16 protein-coding genes and 1 riboswitch are annotated in these 16085 nt (G+C 65.2%); of the genes, 6 read left to right on the top strand and 10 right to left on the bottom strand.

Translation table 11 applies throughout. From position 1 onward, the window contains the following. Positions 1 to 45 precede the first annotated feature (45 nt). The 3 genes from F1C12_RS18210 to F1C12_RS18200 all read left to right on the top strand — a co-directional run bounded on the left by F1C12_RS18210 (position 46) and on the right by F1C12_RS18200 (position 4041). A complete protein-coding gene (locus tag F1C12_RS18210; RefSeq protein ID WP_185276277.1) occupies positions 46 to 234 on the top strand; it encodes a hypothetical protein in 189 nt (62 codons plus the stop codon). Positions 235 to 329: 95 nt separating this feature from the next. After that, a complete protein-coding gene (locus F1C12_RS18205; protein WP_219732644.1) occupies positions 330 to 1547 on the top strand; it encodes a tyrosine-type recombinase/integrase in 1218 nt (405 codons plus the stop codon). Further along, positions 1540 to 4041: a tyrosine-type recombinase/integrase gene (locus F1C12_RS18200; protein WP_185276276.1), complete on the top strand. Its 2502-nt coding sequence runs from the start codon at positions 1540 to 1542 to the stop codon at positions 4039 to 4041. Before F1C12_RS18205 ends, F1C12_RS18200 begins: the two co-directional genes overlap by 8 nt. 132 nt (positions 4042 to 4173) lie before the next feature. Here F1C12_RS18200 and F1C12_RS18195 read toward each other — a convergent pair whose 3' ends face one another. The 4 genes from F1C12_RS18195 to F1C12_RS18180 form a co-directional block, all read right to left on the bottom strand. After that, positions 4174 to 4722 carry a hypothetical protein gene (locus tag F1C12_RS18195; protein ID WP_185276275.1) on the bottom strand — a complete coding sequence of 183 codons (549 nt, stop codon included), beginning with the start codon at positions 4720 to 4722 and terminating at the stop codon, positions 4174 to 4176. 62 nt (positions 4723 to 4784) lie between these two features. Beyond that, a complete protein-coding gene (locus tag F1C12_RS18190) occupies positions 4785 to 6053 on the bottom strand; it encodes a hypothetical protein (RefSeq protein WP_185276274.1) in 1269 nt (422 codons plus the stop codon). Continuing rightward, entirely contained in the window at positions 6050 to 6748 is a 699-nt protein-coding gene (locus F1C12_RS18185; protein WP_185276273.1) for an ATP-binding cassette domain-containing protein, read from the bottom strand. Before F1C12_RS18185 ends, F1C12_RS18190 begins: the two co-directional genes overlap by 4 nt. A 59-nt stretch (positions 6749 to 6807) precedes the next feature. Beyond that, a complete protein-coding gene (locus F1C12_RS18180) occupies positions 6808 to 7224 on the bottom strand; it encodes a hypothetical protein (protein ID WP_185276272.1) in 417 nt (138 codons plus the stop codon). Positions 7225 to 7485: 261 nt separating this feature from the next. On the opposite strand from F1C12_RS18180, the gene F1C12_RS18175 reads away from it, so the two are divergent. Then, positions 7486 to 7920, top strand: coding sequence for a hypothetical protein (locus F1C12_RS18175; protein ID WP_219732643.1), 435 nt, complete (start codon positions 7486 to 7488; stop codon positions 7918 to 7920). A 53-nt stretch (positions 7921 to 7973) separates the two neighbouring features. On the opposite strand, the gene F1C12_RS18170 is transcribed toward F1C12_RS18175, so the two are convergent. The 6 genes from F1C12_RS18170 to F1C12_RS18145 form a co-directional block, all read right to left on the bottom strand. Beyond that, complete coding sequence (locus F1C12_RS18170) at positions 7974 to 8276, bottom strand: hypothetical protein (protein WP_185276270.1); 303 nt, start codon at positions 8274 to 8276, stop codon at positions 7974 to 7976. Between the two features lie 543 nt (positions 8277 to 8819). Beyond that, the gene (eno, locus tag F1C12_RS18165; protein WP_185276269.1) at positions 8820 to 10193 is read right to left on the bottom strand and encodes a phosphopyruvate hydratase; all 1374 of its coding nucleotides are present in this window, start codon (positions 10191 to 10193) and stop codon (positions 8820 to 8822) included. A gap of 181 nt (positions 10194 to 10374) precedes the next feature. After that, positions 10375 to 10752, bottom strand: a complete 378-nt coding sequence (gene crcB, locus F1C12_RS18160; RefSeq protein WP_185276268.1) for a fluoride efflux transporter CrcB — start codon at positions 10750 to 10752, stop codon at positions 10375 to 10377. Continuing rightward, positions 10749 to 11252 (bottom strand): fluoride efflux transporter FluC, encoded by a 504-nt coding sequence (locus tag F1C12_RS18155; protein ID WP_175339102.1) that lies wholly within the window; start codon positions 11250 to 11252, stop codon positions 10749 to 10751. The genes crcB and F1C12_RS18155 overlap by 4 nt, the downstream gene beginning before the upstream one ends. Before the next feature lie 27 nt (positions 11253 to 11279). After that, the gene (locus F1C12_RS18150) at positions 11280 to 12035 is read right to left on the bottom strand and encodes a 2,3-bisphosphoglycerate-dependent phosphoglycerate mutase (RefSeq protein WP_185276267.1); all 756 of its coding nucleotides are present in this window, start codon (positions 12033 to 12035) and stop codon (positions 11280 to 11282) included. Further along, positions 12032 to 12550 carry a universal stress protein gene (locus F1C12_RS18145; RefSeq protein WP_175339100.1) on the bottom strand — a complete coding sequence of 173 codons (519 nt, stop codon included), beginning with the start codon at positions 12548 to 12550 and terminating at the stop codon, positions 12032 to 12034. Before F1C12_RS18145 ends, F1C12_RS18150 begins: the two co-directional genes overlap by 4 nt. Before the next feature lie 174 nt (positions 12551 to 12724). Then, positions 12725 to 12786, top strand: a riboswitch (Fluoride riboswitch). A gap of 37 nt (positions 12787 to 12823) precedes the next feature. Between F1C12_RS18145 and F1C12_RS18140 the strand changes: the two genes are divergently transcribed. Together F1C12_RS18140 and F1C12_RS18135 are read left to right on the top strand one after the other, a co-directional pair. Next, complete coding sequence (locus F1C12_RS18140) at positions 12824 to 14383, top strand: MutS-related protein (RefSeq protein WP_185276266.1); 1560 nt, start codon at positions 12824 to 12826, stop codon at positions 14381 to 14383. Further along, on the top strand, positions 14380 to 15915 hold the full coding sequence (locus F1C12_RS18135) for a MutS-related protein (protein ID WP_185276265.1): 1536 nt from the start codon (positions 14380 to 14382) through the stop codon (positions 15913 to 15915). Before F1C12_RS18140 ends, F1C12_RS18135 begins: the two co-directional genes overlap by 4 nt. Positions 15916 to 16085 lie beyond the last annotated feature (170 nt).

Genomic DNA, 16085 nt, shown 5'->3' with positions numbered 1-16085 from the left:
GTCGGGGACATCGAGAACCTGGACGGGCGAACTGCCTTCGTGCGCGTGTACGCGGACGGCGACGCCAACATCAGCTACTTCCTCCGGGACGCGAAAGCGGCAGGATTCCACACCTACGGCGGCACCCAACCCAAATCCGGGCCGATGACCGACGAAGAGAGGGCCGAACGACGCACCCTGATCGCGAACAACAAGGCGTGGGCATCCGCCGAGATCGTCCGCCGCGAATGGTGAGTTGACTGCACTACCAGCGCGTCGCCAAAGCGGGCTATCTCGCGTTGGTAGACCGGTGGTGCGGCCCCTGACCAGCCGTGGCGAGGAGCATTAGCGTGACCGAACCGGACACCTCGGAGGACCCCGTGCGCCGCGGGCTACGTACCGGCGAGGTCCCGCTGGCGCGGGTGGGCAAAGTGCGTACCGGGCCGGGCCCGACGGAGCCGTACCTGCTGCTCGACGGGAAAGGCCGGGTCGTGGAGCCTGTCAGCGCATGGGTGCGATACATGGTCGTCGGCGACCACAGTCCTCGCACGATCCGGTCGTATTGCTACGCCGCGCTCACTTGGTTCAGGGTGCTCTGGCAGCTCGAGGTCGGCTGGGATCTGGCGACTGAGGCGGAGACAGCCGCTTTGGTGGGCTGGCTCCGCGTCGCACCGAACCCGCAGCGTCGCCTCAAGGCCGGCGCCCCGGGCGTCAACCTCAAGACAGGCAAACCGAACCTCGGCGTAGGCTACGGTGCGGCGACCATCAATCTCACACTGGCCGCGGTGCACGGGTTCTACGAGTTCCACGCCCATTGGGCCAGAGGGCCGGTGGTCAACCCGGTCCCGGAGTCGCCTGCACGTCGTCGCGCGCTCGCTCAGCGCAGCCCGCTTGAACCTCGGCAAGCGTACCGGCGCGGGGCCTACAGGCAGCGCGCACTGTCGCGTGCGCCGCGGTCGATCCCGGATGCGATGTGGGAGGAGTTCTTCGCGCAGATGCCGAGCGATCGTGATCGGGCGTTGCTCGCTTGCTTCGTCAGCTCTGGAGCGCGCGCCGAGGAGATGCTGGGAGCTCAGATCGAGGACGTGGACTGGGCTGGCCAGCGGATGTCGGTTGTCTCGAAGGGCTCGCGGGAGCGGCGTCTCGTCCCGTTGTCACCGGAAGCATTGATGTGGCTTGGCCGGTACCTTCGGGGCTTCGATGATGCCTCCAGCGGGCCGCTCTGGAGGACCGTTCGGGGAGAGCCGAGCCCACTGACCTACGGCGCCGCCCGCCGTGTGTTGCAGCGAGCGAACGGCAGGCTTGGTACGAACTGGACGTTGCACGATCTGCGACACACGGCGGCGATGCGGATGGTCAACAGCGGCGTGCTTACCCTGCCAGAGGTGCAGGTCGTGCTCGGCCACGCTGACCTGCGGACCACGAGCATCTACACCACGCCGCGCATCGAGGAGGTCATCGACAAGGTGCACGAACATTACTCGCGCCCGACGCCGCCGCCGCCACGGTTCGCGACCGGTTACGCCGCCGAGGACATCGCGATCGTCTTCGGAGACGCCCATGAGTAGAGCGATGGTGTCGACGACCGGTGTCTGGAGCCGGAGAGAGGCACCGGACGACGGCGACACCGGCTCCGAGGAGCCGTCGAAGAAGTCCTGGGGCAATGCCGACGTCGTTGAGCCGCTCGCACCGCAGCCTCGCCTGCCGCAGCCGCTGGGAGACTTGAGCGCGACGCCGATCGAAGCGTTGGTCGCAGCTGCCTGCTCGGTGCTTCCGCGGTCGGCTATCCAGCTTGATAAGCGCTCACGCTCGATCCGGCGTTTCGCCGAGCATCTGAGCGCCTTCCCGGGTGACACCTGGCAGCAGCGGTGGGACGCGAGCGGTTGGGAGTCCTCGACCACCGGGCTGATGTCGCTCAACCCGGCGCCGGCTGCAAGCTGGACGATGACCAGCGGCTTCTCTTGGCTAGTTGCTCTCCGTGTCCTGGTCCCGTCGCTGCGCGTGCTGCGGACGACCGCGGTCTCGGATTTCTTCAAGATCTTCATCGCGAGCCAACACGGAGACGACGACCTGGCTGCCCTTACGGCTGCGGTCGAAGCTGCTCCGGTGAGTGCGAAGTCGCGCCATCAGACCCTCACCGACCTGTCCTACATGCTCGCCGTCCAGGCCATCCCTGCCTCCGACATCACACCGGGCGGTTTGATGCACTTCGGTCTGGCGTTGCGCGAGGTCAGCACCGCTCGGGACAAGAACACCCGCAAGCTGGCGGGAGCCCTGGTCTGGCAGGTGCTGTTCGACGCCGACAAGTTCCCGGCGGGAACTCCCGTGACGATGCGAATCGCCACGGTGGGCGGGCGGAAGAGCGTGGCAGAAATGGTCGACTCATACAGCGTCTCCAACGCCGGGGTGCGCCAGCTCCTGATCGACTACATCGCTCACCGCGGCGCACTGGGAATGGACTACTCCACCCTCAGCCACCTGGTCCGGGCATTGACCCGCAACTTCTGGTGCGTGATCGAGCGGGTGAACCCCGACCAGACGAGCCTGGAGCTCGACGAGGCAACATACGAAGCCTGGCGCGCCGAGATCGACACCGTACAGACCACGGAGGGCCGACGTCCTCGCCAGAGCATCTGGGATCTCCTGGTCACTGTCCGCGCGCTCTACCTCGACATCCAGAGTTGGGCGATCGAGGACCCGGCACGCTGGGGACCGTGGGTCGCCCGGTGCCCGATCCCGCCGATCGCCAGCCGCGGCTACAGCGCCGGCAGACGTCGACAAGCTGAGCGGATCGCCGACCGGACCCGCACGCGCCAGCCGCTGCTGGAGTTGCTGGTCGACCACGTCGTGGTGGTGCGTGACCAGATGACCGCGTTGCTCGCGGCGGCCCGGGCATCCGCGGAAACCGAATTCGAGGTGAACGGCGTCCGCTATCTGCGATTCACGTCACCGCCAAACGCAGCCACGTTCCCTCACGCCGGTCCGCGCGCACGTCGCGGTGCCGCCCTCGAGCCCTCACCCGAGAGCGGCTTGCTCCGGATTCAGCGGGCCGATGGCGGCCCGAGCATCGAGATCCAGAGCGAGGAAACCCGGGCCTTCTGGACTTGGGCGATCATCGAGGTGCTACGCCTGACCGGCATCCGCCACGAGGAGCTGTTGGAGCTGTCCCACCTTTCGATCCGGCAATATCGGCGCTCGAATGGCGAGGTGGTCGCACTGCTCGTTGTGACACCGTCGAAGACGGACCGGGAGCGTGTCATCCCGATGTCGCCCGAACTTCTCCACGTGGTCGCCCAGGTCATCCGACGACAGACGGACAAGTTCGGGGCGATCCCGCTGGTGCGCCGCTGGGACCCCCACGAGCGGCAGCACACCGAACCGATGCCGTTCCTCTTCCAGCGCAGCAGCGGCCAGACCACCGGTGTGATGAGTCCGACGACCGTCGCCAGAATGATCCGCCGCGCCTGCCAAGAAGTGGCGGGCCGCTACCCGCAGTTTGCAGGACTGACCTTCACCCCGCACGACTTCCGGCGCCTGTTCGCGACGGACCTCGTGAACAACGGACTACCCATTCACATCGGAGCGGCTCTCCTCGGTCACGCGAGTCTCCAGACAACGCGCGGCTACGTCGCCGTGTTCGACGAAGACGTCGTCCGCCACTACCAGCTCCACCTGACCCGACGTCGGCGACTTCGGCCTCAGGACGAATACCGCGACACAACCGTTTCCGAATGGCAAGAGTTCGAGGAGCACTTCGACAAGCGCAAAGTCGAGCTCGGCTCGTGCGGTCGCCCGTACGGAACGCCATGCGCGCACGAACACGCCTGCGTACGCTGCCCAATGCTTCACGTCGAGCCGCAAATGATCGCCCGACTCGATTACCTCGAATCCGACCTTCTGGGACGTCGAGAACGCGCAGAAGCTGAGGGTTGGCGCGGGGAGATCGAGGGGATCGACGTGACGCTAGACCATCTGCGCACCAAACGCGAGCGGACAATCCGGCTCCGGCCAGAAGGAGCTGTCGACCTACCGATGCCGACCTTCCGGGCGTTCGTACGCTGATGTGTCGCCGACTTCGAATTTAGATCTGAATCCGAGCTCTGGCGATGACCACAACTTGAAAGACGCGCACCGAGCACGCCACGTCATCACCCTTTCTAACGAAAGCGCAACTTCATGGCTTGCGCAAGCAAGCTAGCGGAGCACCCGCAGCGGAGACCGAGCGGTTTCGAAACCAACCGCCAACGCCAGACCCACCCCCGCGACAATGAGGCAGAAGATCAATGAGCTGAGTTGATCGTCTGCTTGCGCGTAGAAGGTCGCTATCCCCACTGGGTCGTCTTCTCGATTGACGAAGTAGAACGGAGGAAGGGTGATCCAAGCGAGCGGGATAAACCAGCTCAATTTGGGACCCACGATGGCAGCGCAAACGAGCGTTATGCCAGTGAATCCGAGTAGGTTGCGTTCTGCCGAGAGGATGCTTTGGCCATTGATTGGGGAGGTGGCAAGGGCTCCAACGAAGATGCCTGCAACCACCAGGAAAAATGCGAGTTGGGCTCCTCGAGCGCGGACGAGATTGCGTGTCGCGCCTCGGTCCAACTCGGGTGTCGGTGAACCAGAGAGCGCGCCGATTGCCAGGCCGTAGAACGCTGGGGCAACCATGGCCAGAGGGAAGGTGAGTGTGCCGAATTCATGGGGTCGGACGATCCATTCGCGGGCAAGGAACGCGGTAACAAAAACCACGGCCGCGACAGCTAGGTAGGGCAGCGTTCGCCGCGACTTGAGGAAGAGACTGCTCCCTCGCATCAGAATGCCGCAGAGGTAAGCGAGCAGGTCCGAATGTCTTGGGCGTGTGCCTTCAACCACGCGACCTTGCCGCTCTCTGTCATTCGCTCAAAGCGCGCTGATGCCGCGCCGACCGGACCCTTTCCCTCGAGCGCAGCGTACGGGTCCGGCTGGGCAACCAGCCACGAATACACAATCTCGGCGAGGTTCTGGAACTCGGCGGTGCCTTGGCAGTTCGGCGCGAGCGTGTACTGGACATACATCTGTAGCGCGATCGGTGCGGCAGATACTCCGACATCTTGAAGGTAGATCGCCCGGCTCCCGTCCAAATCTTGGGCGGACCCCGCATAGCTCTGTTGGAGCTTCGTGGCTTCGAGATAAGTGCCGACGGTTTTGCGGTTGAACTGCTCGAATTGCCGCTCGAGAGCTGGAATGGCTGCCTTGTATGGCTCCGCGACGCATACCTGCGGGCGCCCGTCGGCGCAGGCGTAAACCGGCCGCACGTAGCCTTCGGTGATCACACCTTTGCCGCTGGCAACAAGCAAGATCCCAACCACAGCGACTGCCGCAGTGGCGGGAAGCGCAACGACGAACAGCCGACTGACTCGAGTCCCGATTCGAGCTACGCACACGAGGAAGACCACCGCGCTAATCGCTACGTACCAGATCGCTTCTCCGGCCAGTGTCGACCACCGATAGCCTGAGAACAGCTCTGTTGCGTCACCCGTAATGAAATATAGGTGAGAAACCCACCTAGCCTCGTTTGGAAGGAACTGGCTAAACGGGATGAATAGGAAGTACGCGACTAAGGCTGCGATCGGAGGGACGAACCAGCGAAACGTGGCGAAGATCCCCACTGCGAAGCCACAGGTGCTGGCGAATATGAGCCCGGCCGCAGTCGCGAGGAGCCACAGCCACACCGGAGTCCCGTACCCGTTCTGGAGCACCATGATCGCACCAGTAACGACGATGCCCGCAGCGAATCCGAGCAAGGGCCAAATGAGGCTCGCGAGGTAGTGGCTAAGCACGGGCCGGAGCACCCCGATGACGGATTGCCTCAGCTCGAGTCGATGACTGTGCCGCATGCGTAGCCCCGCTTCAAGGGCGACGGCGCCCACAGCGGCCGGACCTAAGATAGCGATCGACGCCGTCAACGATTGAGTGGTGGTTGCCCATTCCCACAATCCGGGTTTGTGCAACCCCAGAACAGCCAGCAGCACCAGCACCGCATACGCGCCGCAGAAGAACCGTCCAGGCGAATGCGTGGCCTCAAGCAGTACGTGTTTCACGCAGCATCAAGCTTCGTCTTCGACAACCTGGCGTAGCCGCGCTCCAACGCCGTTGTGCCGGGGCTTGAGCCGTCGTCCCATGCGACGAGCTGGGCGGCCGACCCTGAAAAGATCACGCCTCCACCACCGATCACCAGCACGTTTGCCATCATGTCCTCCACATCATCGATCAGATGCGTGCTCAGAATGACGGTGGACGTCGCCACCTGCTCGGCAATCACCCCTCGGAAGTAAGTGCGCTGCTCAGGATCGAGTCCCACAGTCGGCTCATCAAGAATCCACAGCGCTGGATCGTGAACCAAAGACGCGGCGATGTTGACGCGCTGTTTCATGCCCCCAGAAAGCTTTCGGTATTTCGTCCGTGCATGCTCGGTCATCCCCACGCGATCAAGCGCTTCTGCTGCTCGCACTGTCAGCTCCCGGCTCGGGACTCCCTTTAACCACGCCGCGTACTCGACAGATTCGGTTGCGGTAAACGACGGGAAGGCGTCGGCCGACTGGGCGATGAATCCGATGCGCGCCAGAAGAGACTTGCGATCCATGGCACGGGAGGAATCTTGGCCGAAAGCTACTCTCTCGAGCACGGGCTCCTTCAGGAGCGCGAGGGCTTCCAATAGTGTCGTCTTTCCAGCGCCGTTACGTCCTAGAACGATGTTCAGTCCTGGCCGGAACTCAAAGGCGATGTCAGACAGCACCCGCTTCCTCCCCCGCTTGAGAATGAGGGAGGAAGCGGATACAGTCATGCGTTCTTGAGTCAGCAATGGCTAAGGGTGATCGTGCCCGAACCGCCGACGTTCACGAGAATGCCACCACCAGAGTTCTCCAGCGCGCCGTTGGTGTAGTAGGTCGTCGTGCCACCGTTGTCGCAGACGTTCTTGCTGACGTTGTAGCTCGTCTTCGTTCCCGAGTCGTAGGCGGTCGTCACCAGCGCGGCCGGAAGCAGATCGTAGTAGTGCCACAGCTGGACGTTCATCGATCGGTAGCTGCTTGCGCTGCACGAGGCGCTCCCGGCGACATGGATGTAGTTCCCCGACTTTGACGGCGTCTTTACGGTCGCCGTACAGCCGTTCCCGCTGTTCGAATTGTCTGCCATGGCCGGCGCCGCAACCGCGACGGACCCGGCAACCAATGCCGCCGCAGCAATGAGTGAAGCAACTTTCCCTTTGATCATTTGAATACCCCTAATTTCAGGCGCCCGCGGACGCCATCATCCAATCGCGGCTATTGCCGCCTCGAAGCACCCCCAGGAATTCTCAACCGCTATCCCCAATAGCGCCCTTGTTTGAACCTATCGGGCCGAGACGCAGATTCCTGTGTCGTCACTTTTGCGGACTTGCTCAGATGTCAGCTGATCGACTACGCCCCACAAAAGCACGAGCCGTCGTCAACTTCGGGTGATCGAACAAATGGCAGGGCTGGACGATCGGTTCAAGTGCAGATAAGGCTCACCACGCTCCTGTCCCGCAAGACCCTTCCCAAGGACGCGGCAGTCGTGATCGCCAAGGGTCTGACCACCCACAGGCAGGCGATCAGCACTGCCACACGGGAGGGTAACGGGCTCGCCCACCAGCTGCTCGGGCTGGAGCCCTCCGGCTACTTCGAGAACGACAGGCTCGTCGCGTTGCTCGAGCAGACCCCGGCAAAAGCGCAGCATGTTGCGCTGGCTGTCGTACTCGGGGCGTGCGAGTCGGTCACCAGCAAGCAAACCTGGCGCTACCCCTCCCCCACCGACACGGACTACTTCACCCAACTCGGGGCCTGGGGCTACAGCCTCAGCGACGTCGAGCAAATCGTGACAGCAGGCGAAGCCGCCCAGGCGGCAGAAAAGGGTGATCCGGTCAACGCAGAACCTGGCGCAGGCGACTGACCACGCCGGACGGAAGCGGGCCTGCGCACCAGGCCCGCTTCTCCTTTGCGCGGTCAGGACAGTTCGCGAGTCGCCGCCGACAGCGTCGTGGGCCCAACGACTGGACCTCCCCGCTGGGCTACCCGGTCGAAGGCCACGAACGGCACACACGCCGTCTCAGCCGTCAGTGCCGCCAGCCGGCCGACCGGTGTACGGGGATCGGCGGCGATCGCCCACCCATCGAGGGCATACCCGCTTACCGTCTCGACGCACTCCCGCTTCTCCTCCGCCGAGGGGTTGATCGAGCCGACAACTCCGATCAGTCCACCTTGCAGTTCGGGACCCATGTTTCTCGTATCGATAGCGAATACCCGCATCCTGATCACTCCCCTGGTTGATCGTTTTGTTTGCCTTTCCGGCGGGGAGATCAGTGGCGAGTGGGAGGGGCGCAGTCCCGGGACCGTGGAATACCGGAGGGAGCGCAGCGAGTGAGGATATGCCGCGAAAGCCCGGCACGGAAGCACCGGGAACGAGCTACGATCGGGCGGCGGAAAGACACACAAACGAAGGACAGCGCCGCCGCAGGCGGCTCCCTGCTGTCACCGACGAGGTGGCGCACTGATACCATCCAGTCGATCTCCGACGCCCGCGGCCGGCATATCTGTCGGGAGATCGGCTGCCACACTCAGCACGCGACGGCTCAGAGATGAGGACAGAACCGAGAGACCCTGAACGAGTGACGGTTCGCGCGACGACGAAGCGGGCGAAGTGCCCAATCGATGCCGACAGATGAAAGCGATGACGGCCCTGAGGAAGGTGGTCGGGGCCGCCACCGCTACGGCTGTGGCGGCGCTCCGATACGCGTCCACGAACCGGTGGGCCGGCGGCTCGCACAAGCCGTCGCCCCACGTCTGGTCGGATCAGTGTTCGATCGCGGCGAGCTCCTCTGCACTTGCGAGAGCGAGGCCATATGGCAGGCCGGGGTTCTCGTCGGCGATCTCCAGGAGCCGGTTGTACTTCGCCACCCGCTCTCCGCGGGCGGGCGCCCCGGTCTTGATCTGCCCGACGCCGGTTCCGACGACAAGGTCGGCGATGAACGTGTCGGTGGTCTCACCGGAGCGGTGGGAGACCATCGACGCCATCCCGAGCCGGCGGGCGGTCTCGATCGCGTCGAGGGTCGCCGACACGGTTCCGATCTGGTTCGGCTTGATCAGGGCGGCGTTGGAGTAGTGGTTGCGGGCTCCGTCGGCGATGCGGCGCATGTCGGTGACGTAGAGGTCGTCGCCGACCAATTGGGTGCGGTCACCGACCGCGTCGAACAGGAGCTTCCAGCCCGCGTGGTCGTCCTCCGCGAATCCGTCCTCGATACTGCGCAGGGGGTACTGGTCGAGCAGCTTGACGTAGTAGTCGACGAGCTGGTCGCGGCCGATCAGCCGGCCGGCGATCTTGTACTGGCCCTCCCGTTCGTAGAACCCGTTGGCGGCCGGGTCGATCGCGATAGCCACCTCGTCTACACCCGGCGTATATCCCGCGTCCTGGATCGCCTGGACGAGCAGGTCCATCGCGTCCTCCGGGCTGGCGATGTCCGGCGCGAAGCCGCCCTCGTCGCCGAGCCCCGCAGTGTGGAAGCGGGCCTTCACCCGCGCGGCGAGGGCATGATAGATCTCCGCCCCGGCCTCGACGGCCGCGGCTTCGTCGACGGCGCCGACCGGGGCGATCATGAATTCCTGGAACTCGAGGGGGTTCGCAGCGTGAGCGCCGCCGTTGAGCACGTTGAAGTGCGGGACGGGCATCCGTTCGGCGCTGTCGGTCACGCGCGCCAGCCAGACGTGCAGCGGCACTTCGGCGGCGTGGGCGAAGGCTCGGGAGGCGGCGATCGAGACCGCGACGACGGCGTTTGCGCCGAGGCGGGCGAGGTTGTCGGTGCCGTCGAGTTCCCGCATGGCGGTGTCGAGGTCGCGAATGGTCCGCCAGTGCTTGCCCACAAGCGCGGGCGAGATCTCGTCAGTGACCGAGGTAACGGCCTTGTGGACGCTGCGGCCGGAGTACGACGGGCCGTCGTCCCGCAGTTCGACCGCCTCGAACACGCCGGTGGATGCGCCGGCGGGTGCCGAGGCTTCGACGGTGGTGCCGCCCTCGAGGTGCAGGGCGACAGCGACGGTCGGATAGCCGCGGGAGTCGAGGATTTGGCGGGCTGTCACCTGGTCGATCACGACGGGGTGGCCTTCGGGGTGGCTCACATAGTGGCCCTGGTGGGCAGGGTCGATGTGACCGGTGTAGCCGTGGGCGTGCATCGGTTTCTCCTATCTCAGGGCATGCGCGCGGGCATGCGTTATCGCTTGAGATAGGGACCGTTGTCGGCATCGAGGTTGGTGTCGGCGAGCCCCACCGCCGAAGCGCCGAAGCGCTGATCAGGAGTGTGCCAGAGAAATCTCGAGAGCGAAAGTGTCTCGCGTGGTGATTCTCAGCGACCTGTCAGAACATGCCGCCGAGCCAGAGCCCCAGACCGGCGGCCAAGAGGGCGCCTGCGAGCATCCCGAAGCCGTTGGAGACCGCGGCCGCGTAGCGGCCTTCCTGGGCGAGCCGGACTGTCTCGAAGCTGGCGGTGCTGAAGGTGGTGTAGCCGCCGATGAAGCCGACCCCGATGATCGCCCGCCACTCCGGTGGGAGGAGGTGGGTGACCGCGAGGCCGGTCACCAGGCCGAGCAGGAAAGAGCCGGTGATGTTGATCACGGTGGTGCCGAGCGGGTACGCGACGCGCACGCGTGCCTTCAGGATTCCGTCGAGGACGAGGCGGCAGGTGGCGCCGAGGCCGCCGGCGAGGGCGACCCCGAGAACGAGCAGACCGATCATCGCGCGCGCTCCTTCCGCGCACGGGCTCGGTGGATGGCTGCGCCGAGCGCGATGCCTCCGACCGATGCGGCGGCGCCGACGAGCACGGTGGCCAAGGCGTAGAGGATGCTGTCGCCGAGGTGCGCGGTAGCGATGAGCCCGTCGGTGTCGACCGCAAACGAACTGTACGTCGTGTAGCCCCCCATGATCCCGGTTCCGGCGAAGAGACGGATGGCTCTGCGCCTGCCCTCGTCTGGTCCGCCGCGGGACAGGGTCTCAAGAAGCCAGCCGAGCAAGAACGCCCCGGTGACATTGATGCCGAACGTCGCGACCGGCAGGCCGTTCCAAGCAGGGATGCTCAACGACAACAGGTAGCGAACGGCCGTGCCAATGGCTCCGCCGGCGAAGACCAGCCCGATGTAGCGCCAGCGCAGGTGGACGGGCCGCGGTGTGCGGGTGCGCGTGTCATCGACTTCGATGTCTGAGTCGATGGGGAGAGTGTCGTTGGGGTCTGGGTTCATGGTTGGTTCTGTTCGCGCAGGCGACACCTAGGTGCCCCCTTGCCGGTTGAGGAGTTCGGTGGCTTCGACAGCGGCGTCGGGGTCGAGGTAGTCGCGTGCTACGAGAGCGGGCGTTCCGGACCGGAGATCGAAACGATACCGCAAGGGCTGACCGGTCGGAATCGCCAGCTGCTCGACCTGCCGCGGGGTGAGGCCCTCGATGATCATGCACAGGGCGCGAAGCGAGTTCCCATGACCGACCACGATCACCGGCGATTCTTCGACCAGCGCGTGATACAGCTGCTCGGCGACGAAGGGCAGGATCCGCCGTCCGACGTCATGGAGCGACTCCGTCGGGGTCAGAGCGGCCTGCGGGAGTGACCGGAAGGGCTCTTCGGACCGGATCGCCTCGAGCTGTTCGGCGCTCATCGGTGGCGGCGCGGTGAGGAACGAGCGTCGCCAGGTGAGGAATTGGCTCACTCCATAGCGGCGAGCGACCGCTGTCTTGGACTGGCCCGTAAGCGCACCGTAGTTGCGTTCGTTCAACCGCCACTCGATGCGCAGGTCCGCGTCAAGGCCGAGGACATCCTTGACGATGAGTGCCGTGGCGATGGTCCGCTCGAGCGCCGACGCGAAGATCGATACAGGCCTGATGCCCGCCGCTTGCAGCAACAGTCCGGCGTCTCGCGCTTCAATACGCCCACGCTCGGTCAACGGCGGGTTGAGCACACCGGTGAAAAGTCCTTGCGCGTTCGCGGTGCTCTCACCGTGCCGAAGCAGGTAGACCTCGTAGAGCCGTGTCACTCCCACGGCAGCGCCCGGCCGTCGGTCACCGGCGACAGGGGGACGACCAGCACCGGCCGGTGCTGTCGGTGCGCGAGGTGGACAGCGACAGAGGAGCGGAAGAATTCGCGAAGGCCCGAGCGCAGGCCGGCTTCGTGGGTGCCGACGACGATCATGCGGGCGTTCAGCGTCTCGGCGAGATGTCCGAGCGCATGGGCGGGGTCGCCGGCGAGTTCGCGCTTGCTCCAGTTGACGCCGGTCTTTGCGAGGGTCTTCTCGATGTGTGCGGCGAGTTCGGTGTCGAATACGTCCTCATCGAGTTCCGGGAGGTCGGGGTCGAAGGGGAGCGAATGCACCGATCCGTCCGGGTTCTCGTCGACCGTATATCGGCCGAGGTCGACGTGGGCGCAGATGAGTTCGCAGTCCAGGTCTCGGGCGATATGGGCTGCTTCCAGCAGGACGGCGTCGGCCAACCCGTGTTCGACACCTACGAGGATGACGGAGCGGTTCTGGTCCGGGGTGTGGGGATCGGACATTGACGTCTCCTATCTCGGCGGCGGGCGCGCGCGTCTGGCGAGATAGGGACTGTTGTCGGCGGCGCCGAGGTTGTTCGCGGTGAGCCCCACCACCGCGACGAGTTCATCGTCACCTCACAGTGTGCCAGAAGGTGCGACGAGTTCAACCACACCGCCGGGGGGTGTATCGTTGTGCTCCCAAACGGTGATGAAGCTCACCGAAACCGCGGGTCCCCGCTGATGGCTTCTACCTGAACACCCTTGCTCTGCATCGCGTCCAGGTAGGAGGACCACGTGGAAGAGAACCGCGCACAACTGACGAGCATCCTGTTTCCGGCCGCCGGCCCAGCCGGCACCGACGCCGCCTCCATGGAGTTGGCAAGAACGCAACCGGACTGCTTCCCCGACCTTGCCCTCGATCTGGTGATCGAACGCTTGGTCGGCACGGACGACTACGAGCTGCGGCCGTTCTACTGGACGCCGCTGACCACGTTGGAGCAGGTGGAGTTCCGTCATGCGGTGCTCGCCGACCTGGCGCACGAGCGCGTGCAGCAGAGTGGGCGGGCCTTCGCCGAGGGCATGCGGGAACTGCGCACCCAGCTCGCCCTGGTCGACAAACTGCGATACGTGCTGCAACGACAACGGGTGTTCCTGGACGCCGTCACTCACTATGTGACCCTAACCGGCAACCTCGCCCGCGGGCTCATGGACGCACCGCTCGAGTCGGCGGGAATGCTGGTGTTCCAGGACCATCTGGATCGCTACGTCGCCTCGGAGGGATTCACTCGGTTGGCGGAGGACGCCGAACGTGTGGCCGAACAGCTGGACGAGGTCGAGTACGAGTTCCTCATCGACGGCAACAGCGTCACCGTGATCCCATACGGCGGCGAGACGGACTTCAGCGCCGACGTCGCTGCGACCTTCGCGAAGTTCCGGCAGTCCGACGTCGGAACGCACCGGACGAAGTTCATCGACACGGTCGACATGAACCATGTCGAGGCGGGCATCCTGGGCCTGGTGGCTGACGTGTTCCCGGAGCCATTCGCGGCGTTGGCCGAGTTCTGCAATGAGCACGCGACGTTCCAGTCCGCGACGCTCGCCCGGTTCGACCGTGAGCTGCAGTTCTACTTCACCTACCAGGACTACCTGGCCCACGCCTCAGGCAACAGACTGCCGGTCTGCGTGCCCCGTGTCGTCGACGAACGCGAAAGCAACGTCACCGGCGGCTACGACCTCGCGCTGGCATTTAAGCGACAGACGGACGCGACGCCGCTGGTCACCAACGATTTCCAGCTCCGGCGCGGGGAGCAGTTCCTCGTAGTCACCGGCGCCAACCAGGGCGGCAAGACCACGTTCGCACGGTCCTTCGGGCAGCTGCACTACCTCGCCGCACTCGGGCTCCCCGTCCCGGCGCGCCGGGCGGTCCTCCCGCTGTTCGACCGGCTCTACACTCACTTCGAACGGCAGGAAGATCTCACCAACCTGGCCGGCAAACTCGAGGACGACCTGGTGCGGGCGCACGCGATCATCTCCTCGGCTGACGATCGCAGCATCGTGATCATGAACGAGACGTTCACCTCGACCACCGCCCAGGACGCGCTCGAGCTCGGCGAGAGGATCCTCCGCACGTTGATCGATGAGGGCGCGATGGGCGTCTACGTGACGTTCATTGACGAGCTGACCGCCCTCGGTCCGGAGACGGTCAGCATGGTCGCCGAGGTCGACCCGGACGACGTGACCCGGCGCACCTTCCACATCGAACGGCGGCCCGCCGACGGCCTGGCACACGCGACCGCCCTCGCTGACCGCTACGGACTGTCCACCGCCCGGATCACCGAACGGATCGCATCATGAAGGCCCACCTGCTCTTCACCGACGCCGACTTCGTTCTCATCGATCATCCGGATGAGAACCAGCACGACCGGTTCGCCGACCTCGAACTCGGCGTCCTCGTGCGCGCGATGGCAGCCGACGACGCATTCCTCGCCGAGACCGCGACCGCGGCCCTCCACCAGCCGTTGACCGACGCGGACCAGATCCGTCACCGCCAGCAGGCCCTCACCGACGCACTCGCGAACCCGGACGCAATCCGCGCGCTCTACGCGCTGCCGGTCCAAGCGCTGGCGGAGGCGAAACGCATCTACAGCTGGGGGTTGTCCTCCCCGTCCGGGATGGTTCATCACGGCAGCCAGCTGATGGAGGTGTACATCCGCTACCTGCGGAGTCTGCGGCTGCTCGCCGACGAAAACGCACCCGCCTTCCGGTCGCCGGCGTTCACGACCCTGTTCCAGATGCTGCAGTCCGAGTTGACGGACGAGTACTTCGAGGAGATCGACGAGCACCTTGCCCAGTTGCGATTCCGGCACGGAGTGCTCAGCAGCGCCCACCTCGGAGAGGCGAACAAGCCTACAAGGATCACCCTGCGCCGCCCCTCCGGCCGCCGTATCCCGCTGCTGCAGCGGCTGGGGTTCACCCACCCCGCACACACGATGACCATCCCGGACCGGGACGAGGCCGGCTTCAGCGCGCTCCACGAGCTCCAGGACCGCGGAGTCGACCTCGTCGCGAACGCGCTGATCCAGTCGACCGATCACATCAAGAGCTTCCTGACGATGCTGCAACGCGAGCTCGCGTTCTACCTCGGAGCCATCAACCTCCACGACGCGCTGACCGCGCAGGGCGAACCGACGACAATCCCCACACTGACCGACACGGCCGGATTCGCGGCAGACGAGCTCTACGACATCGCTCTCGTGCTGATCGGCGGCCGGCCCGCCGTCGGCAACACGATCGATGCCACAGCGACCCCTCTGGTCGTGATCACCGGAGCGAACCGCGGCGGCAAGTCCACGTTCCTGCGCAGCCTGGGCCAGGCCCAGCTGCTCACCCAGTGCGGACTCTTCGCCCCCGCCACGGCGTTGAGCACCGGTGTCCGCACCGGCATCTTCACCCACTTCAAGCGCGAGGAGGACAAGCAGCTCGTCAGCGGCAAGCTGGATGAGGAGCTCGGCCGGATGAGTCGGATCGTCGACGCCGTGACACCGGGGGCGATGGTGCTCTTCAACGAGTCGTTCGCCTCCACCAATGAACGGGAAGGCTCGGAGATCTCTCGTCACGTCGTCCACGCGTTCCGGGATCGCGCGGTGACCGTCGCCTTCGTGACCCACCTGTTCGACTTCGCGCACCGGCTGCGCGAGGAAAACCGCGAGGACACGCTCTTCCTGCGCGCCCATCGCGCAGAGGACGGCGGCCGCGACTTCACCCTGACCGAAGGCGAACCCCTCTCCACCAGCTTCGGCTGGGACGTCTACCAACGCGTATTCGGCGACGAGAAGGATCCGCGACCCGCCGAACGGATGTCCTTGACCGCGTTCGAAGAGCCGTGATTCACTGAGCATCCGGCGATGGAGCTCGCCGGGACGACCCTCGTCCGAACCGCCTACGCGCTGATAGCCCCTGTGACCAGAGATGGGAACAGGCATGCACGCGCATTGGAACGAGGACGAGAGCACCGGGCAGAGCCCTCGCTCCGATCCACCTCCGACCGTGGCTGCAA

Origin of the sequence: Leifsonia shinshuensis (assembly GCF_014217625.1) — a bacterium.
In the GTDB taxonomy this organism is placed as follows: Bacteria; Actinomycetota; Actinomycetes; order Actinomycetales; family Microbacteriaceae; genus Leifsonia; species Leifsonia shinshuensis_A.
This window is presented reverse-complemented; position numbering and strand designations above follow the sequence as displayed.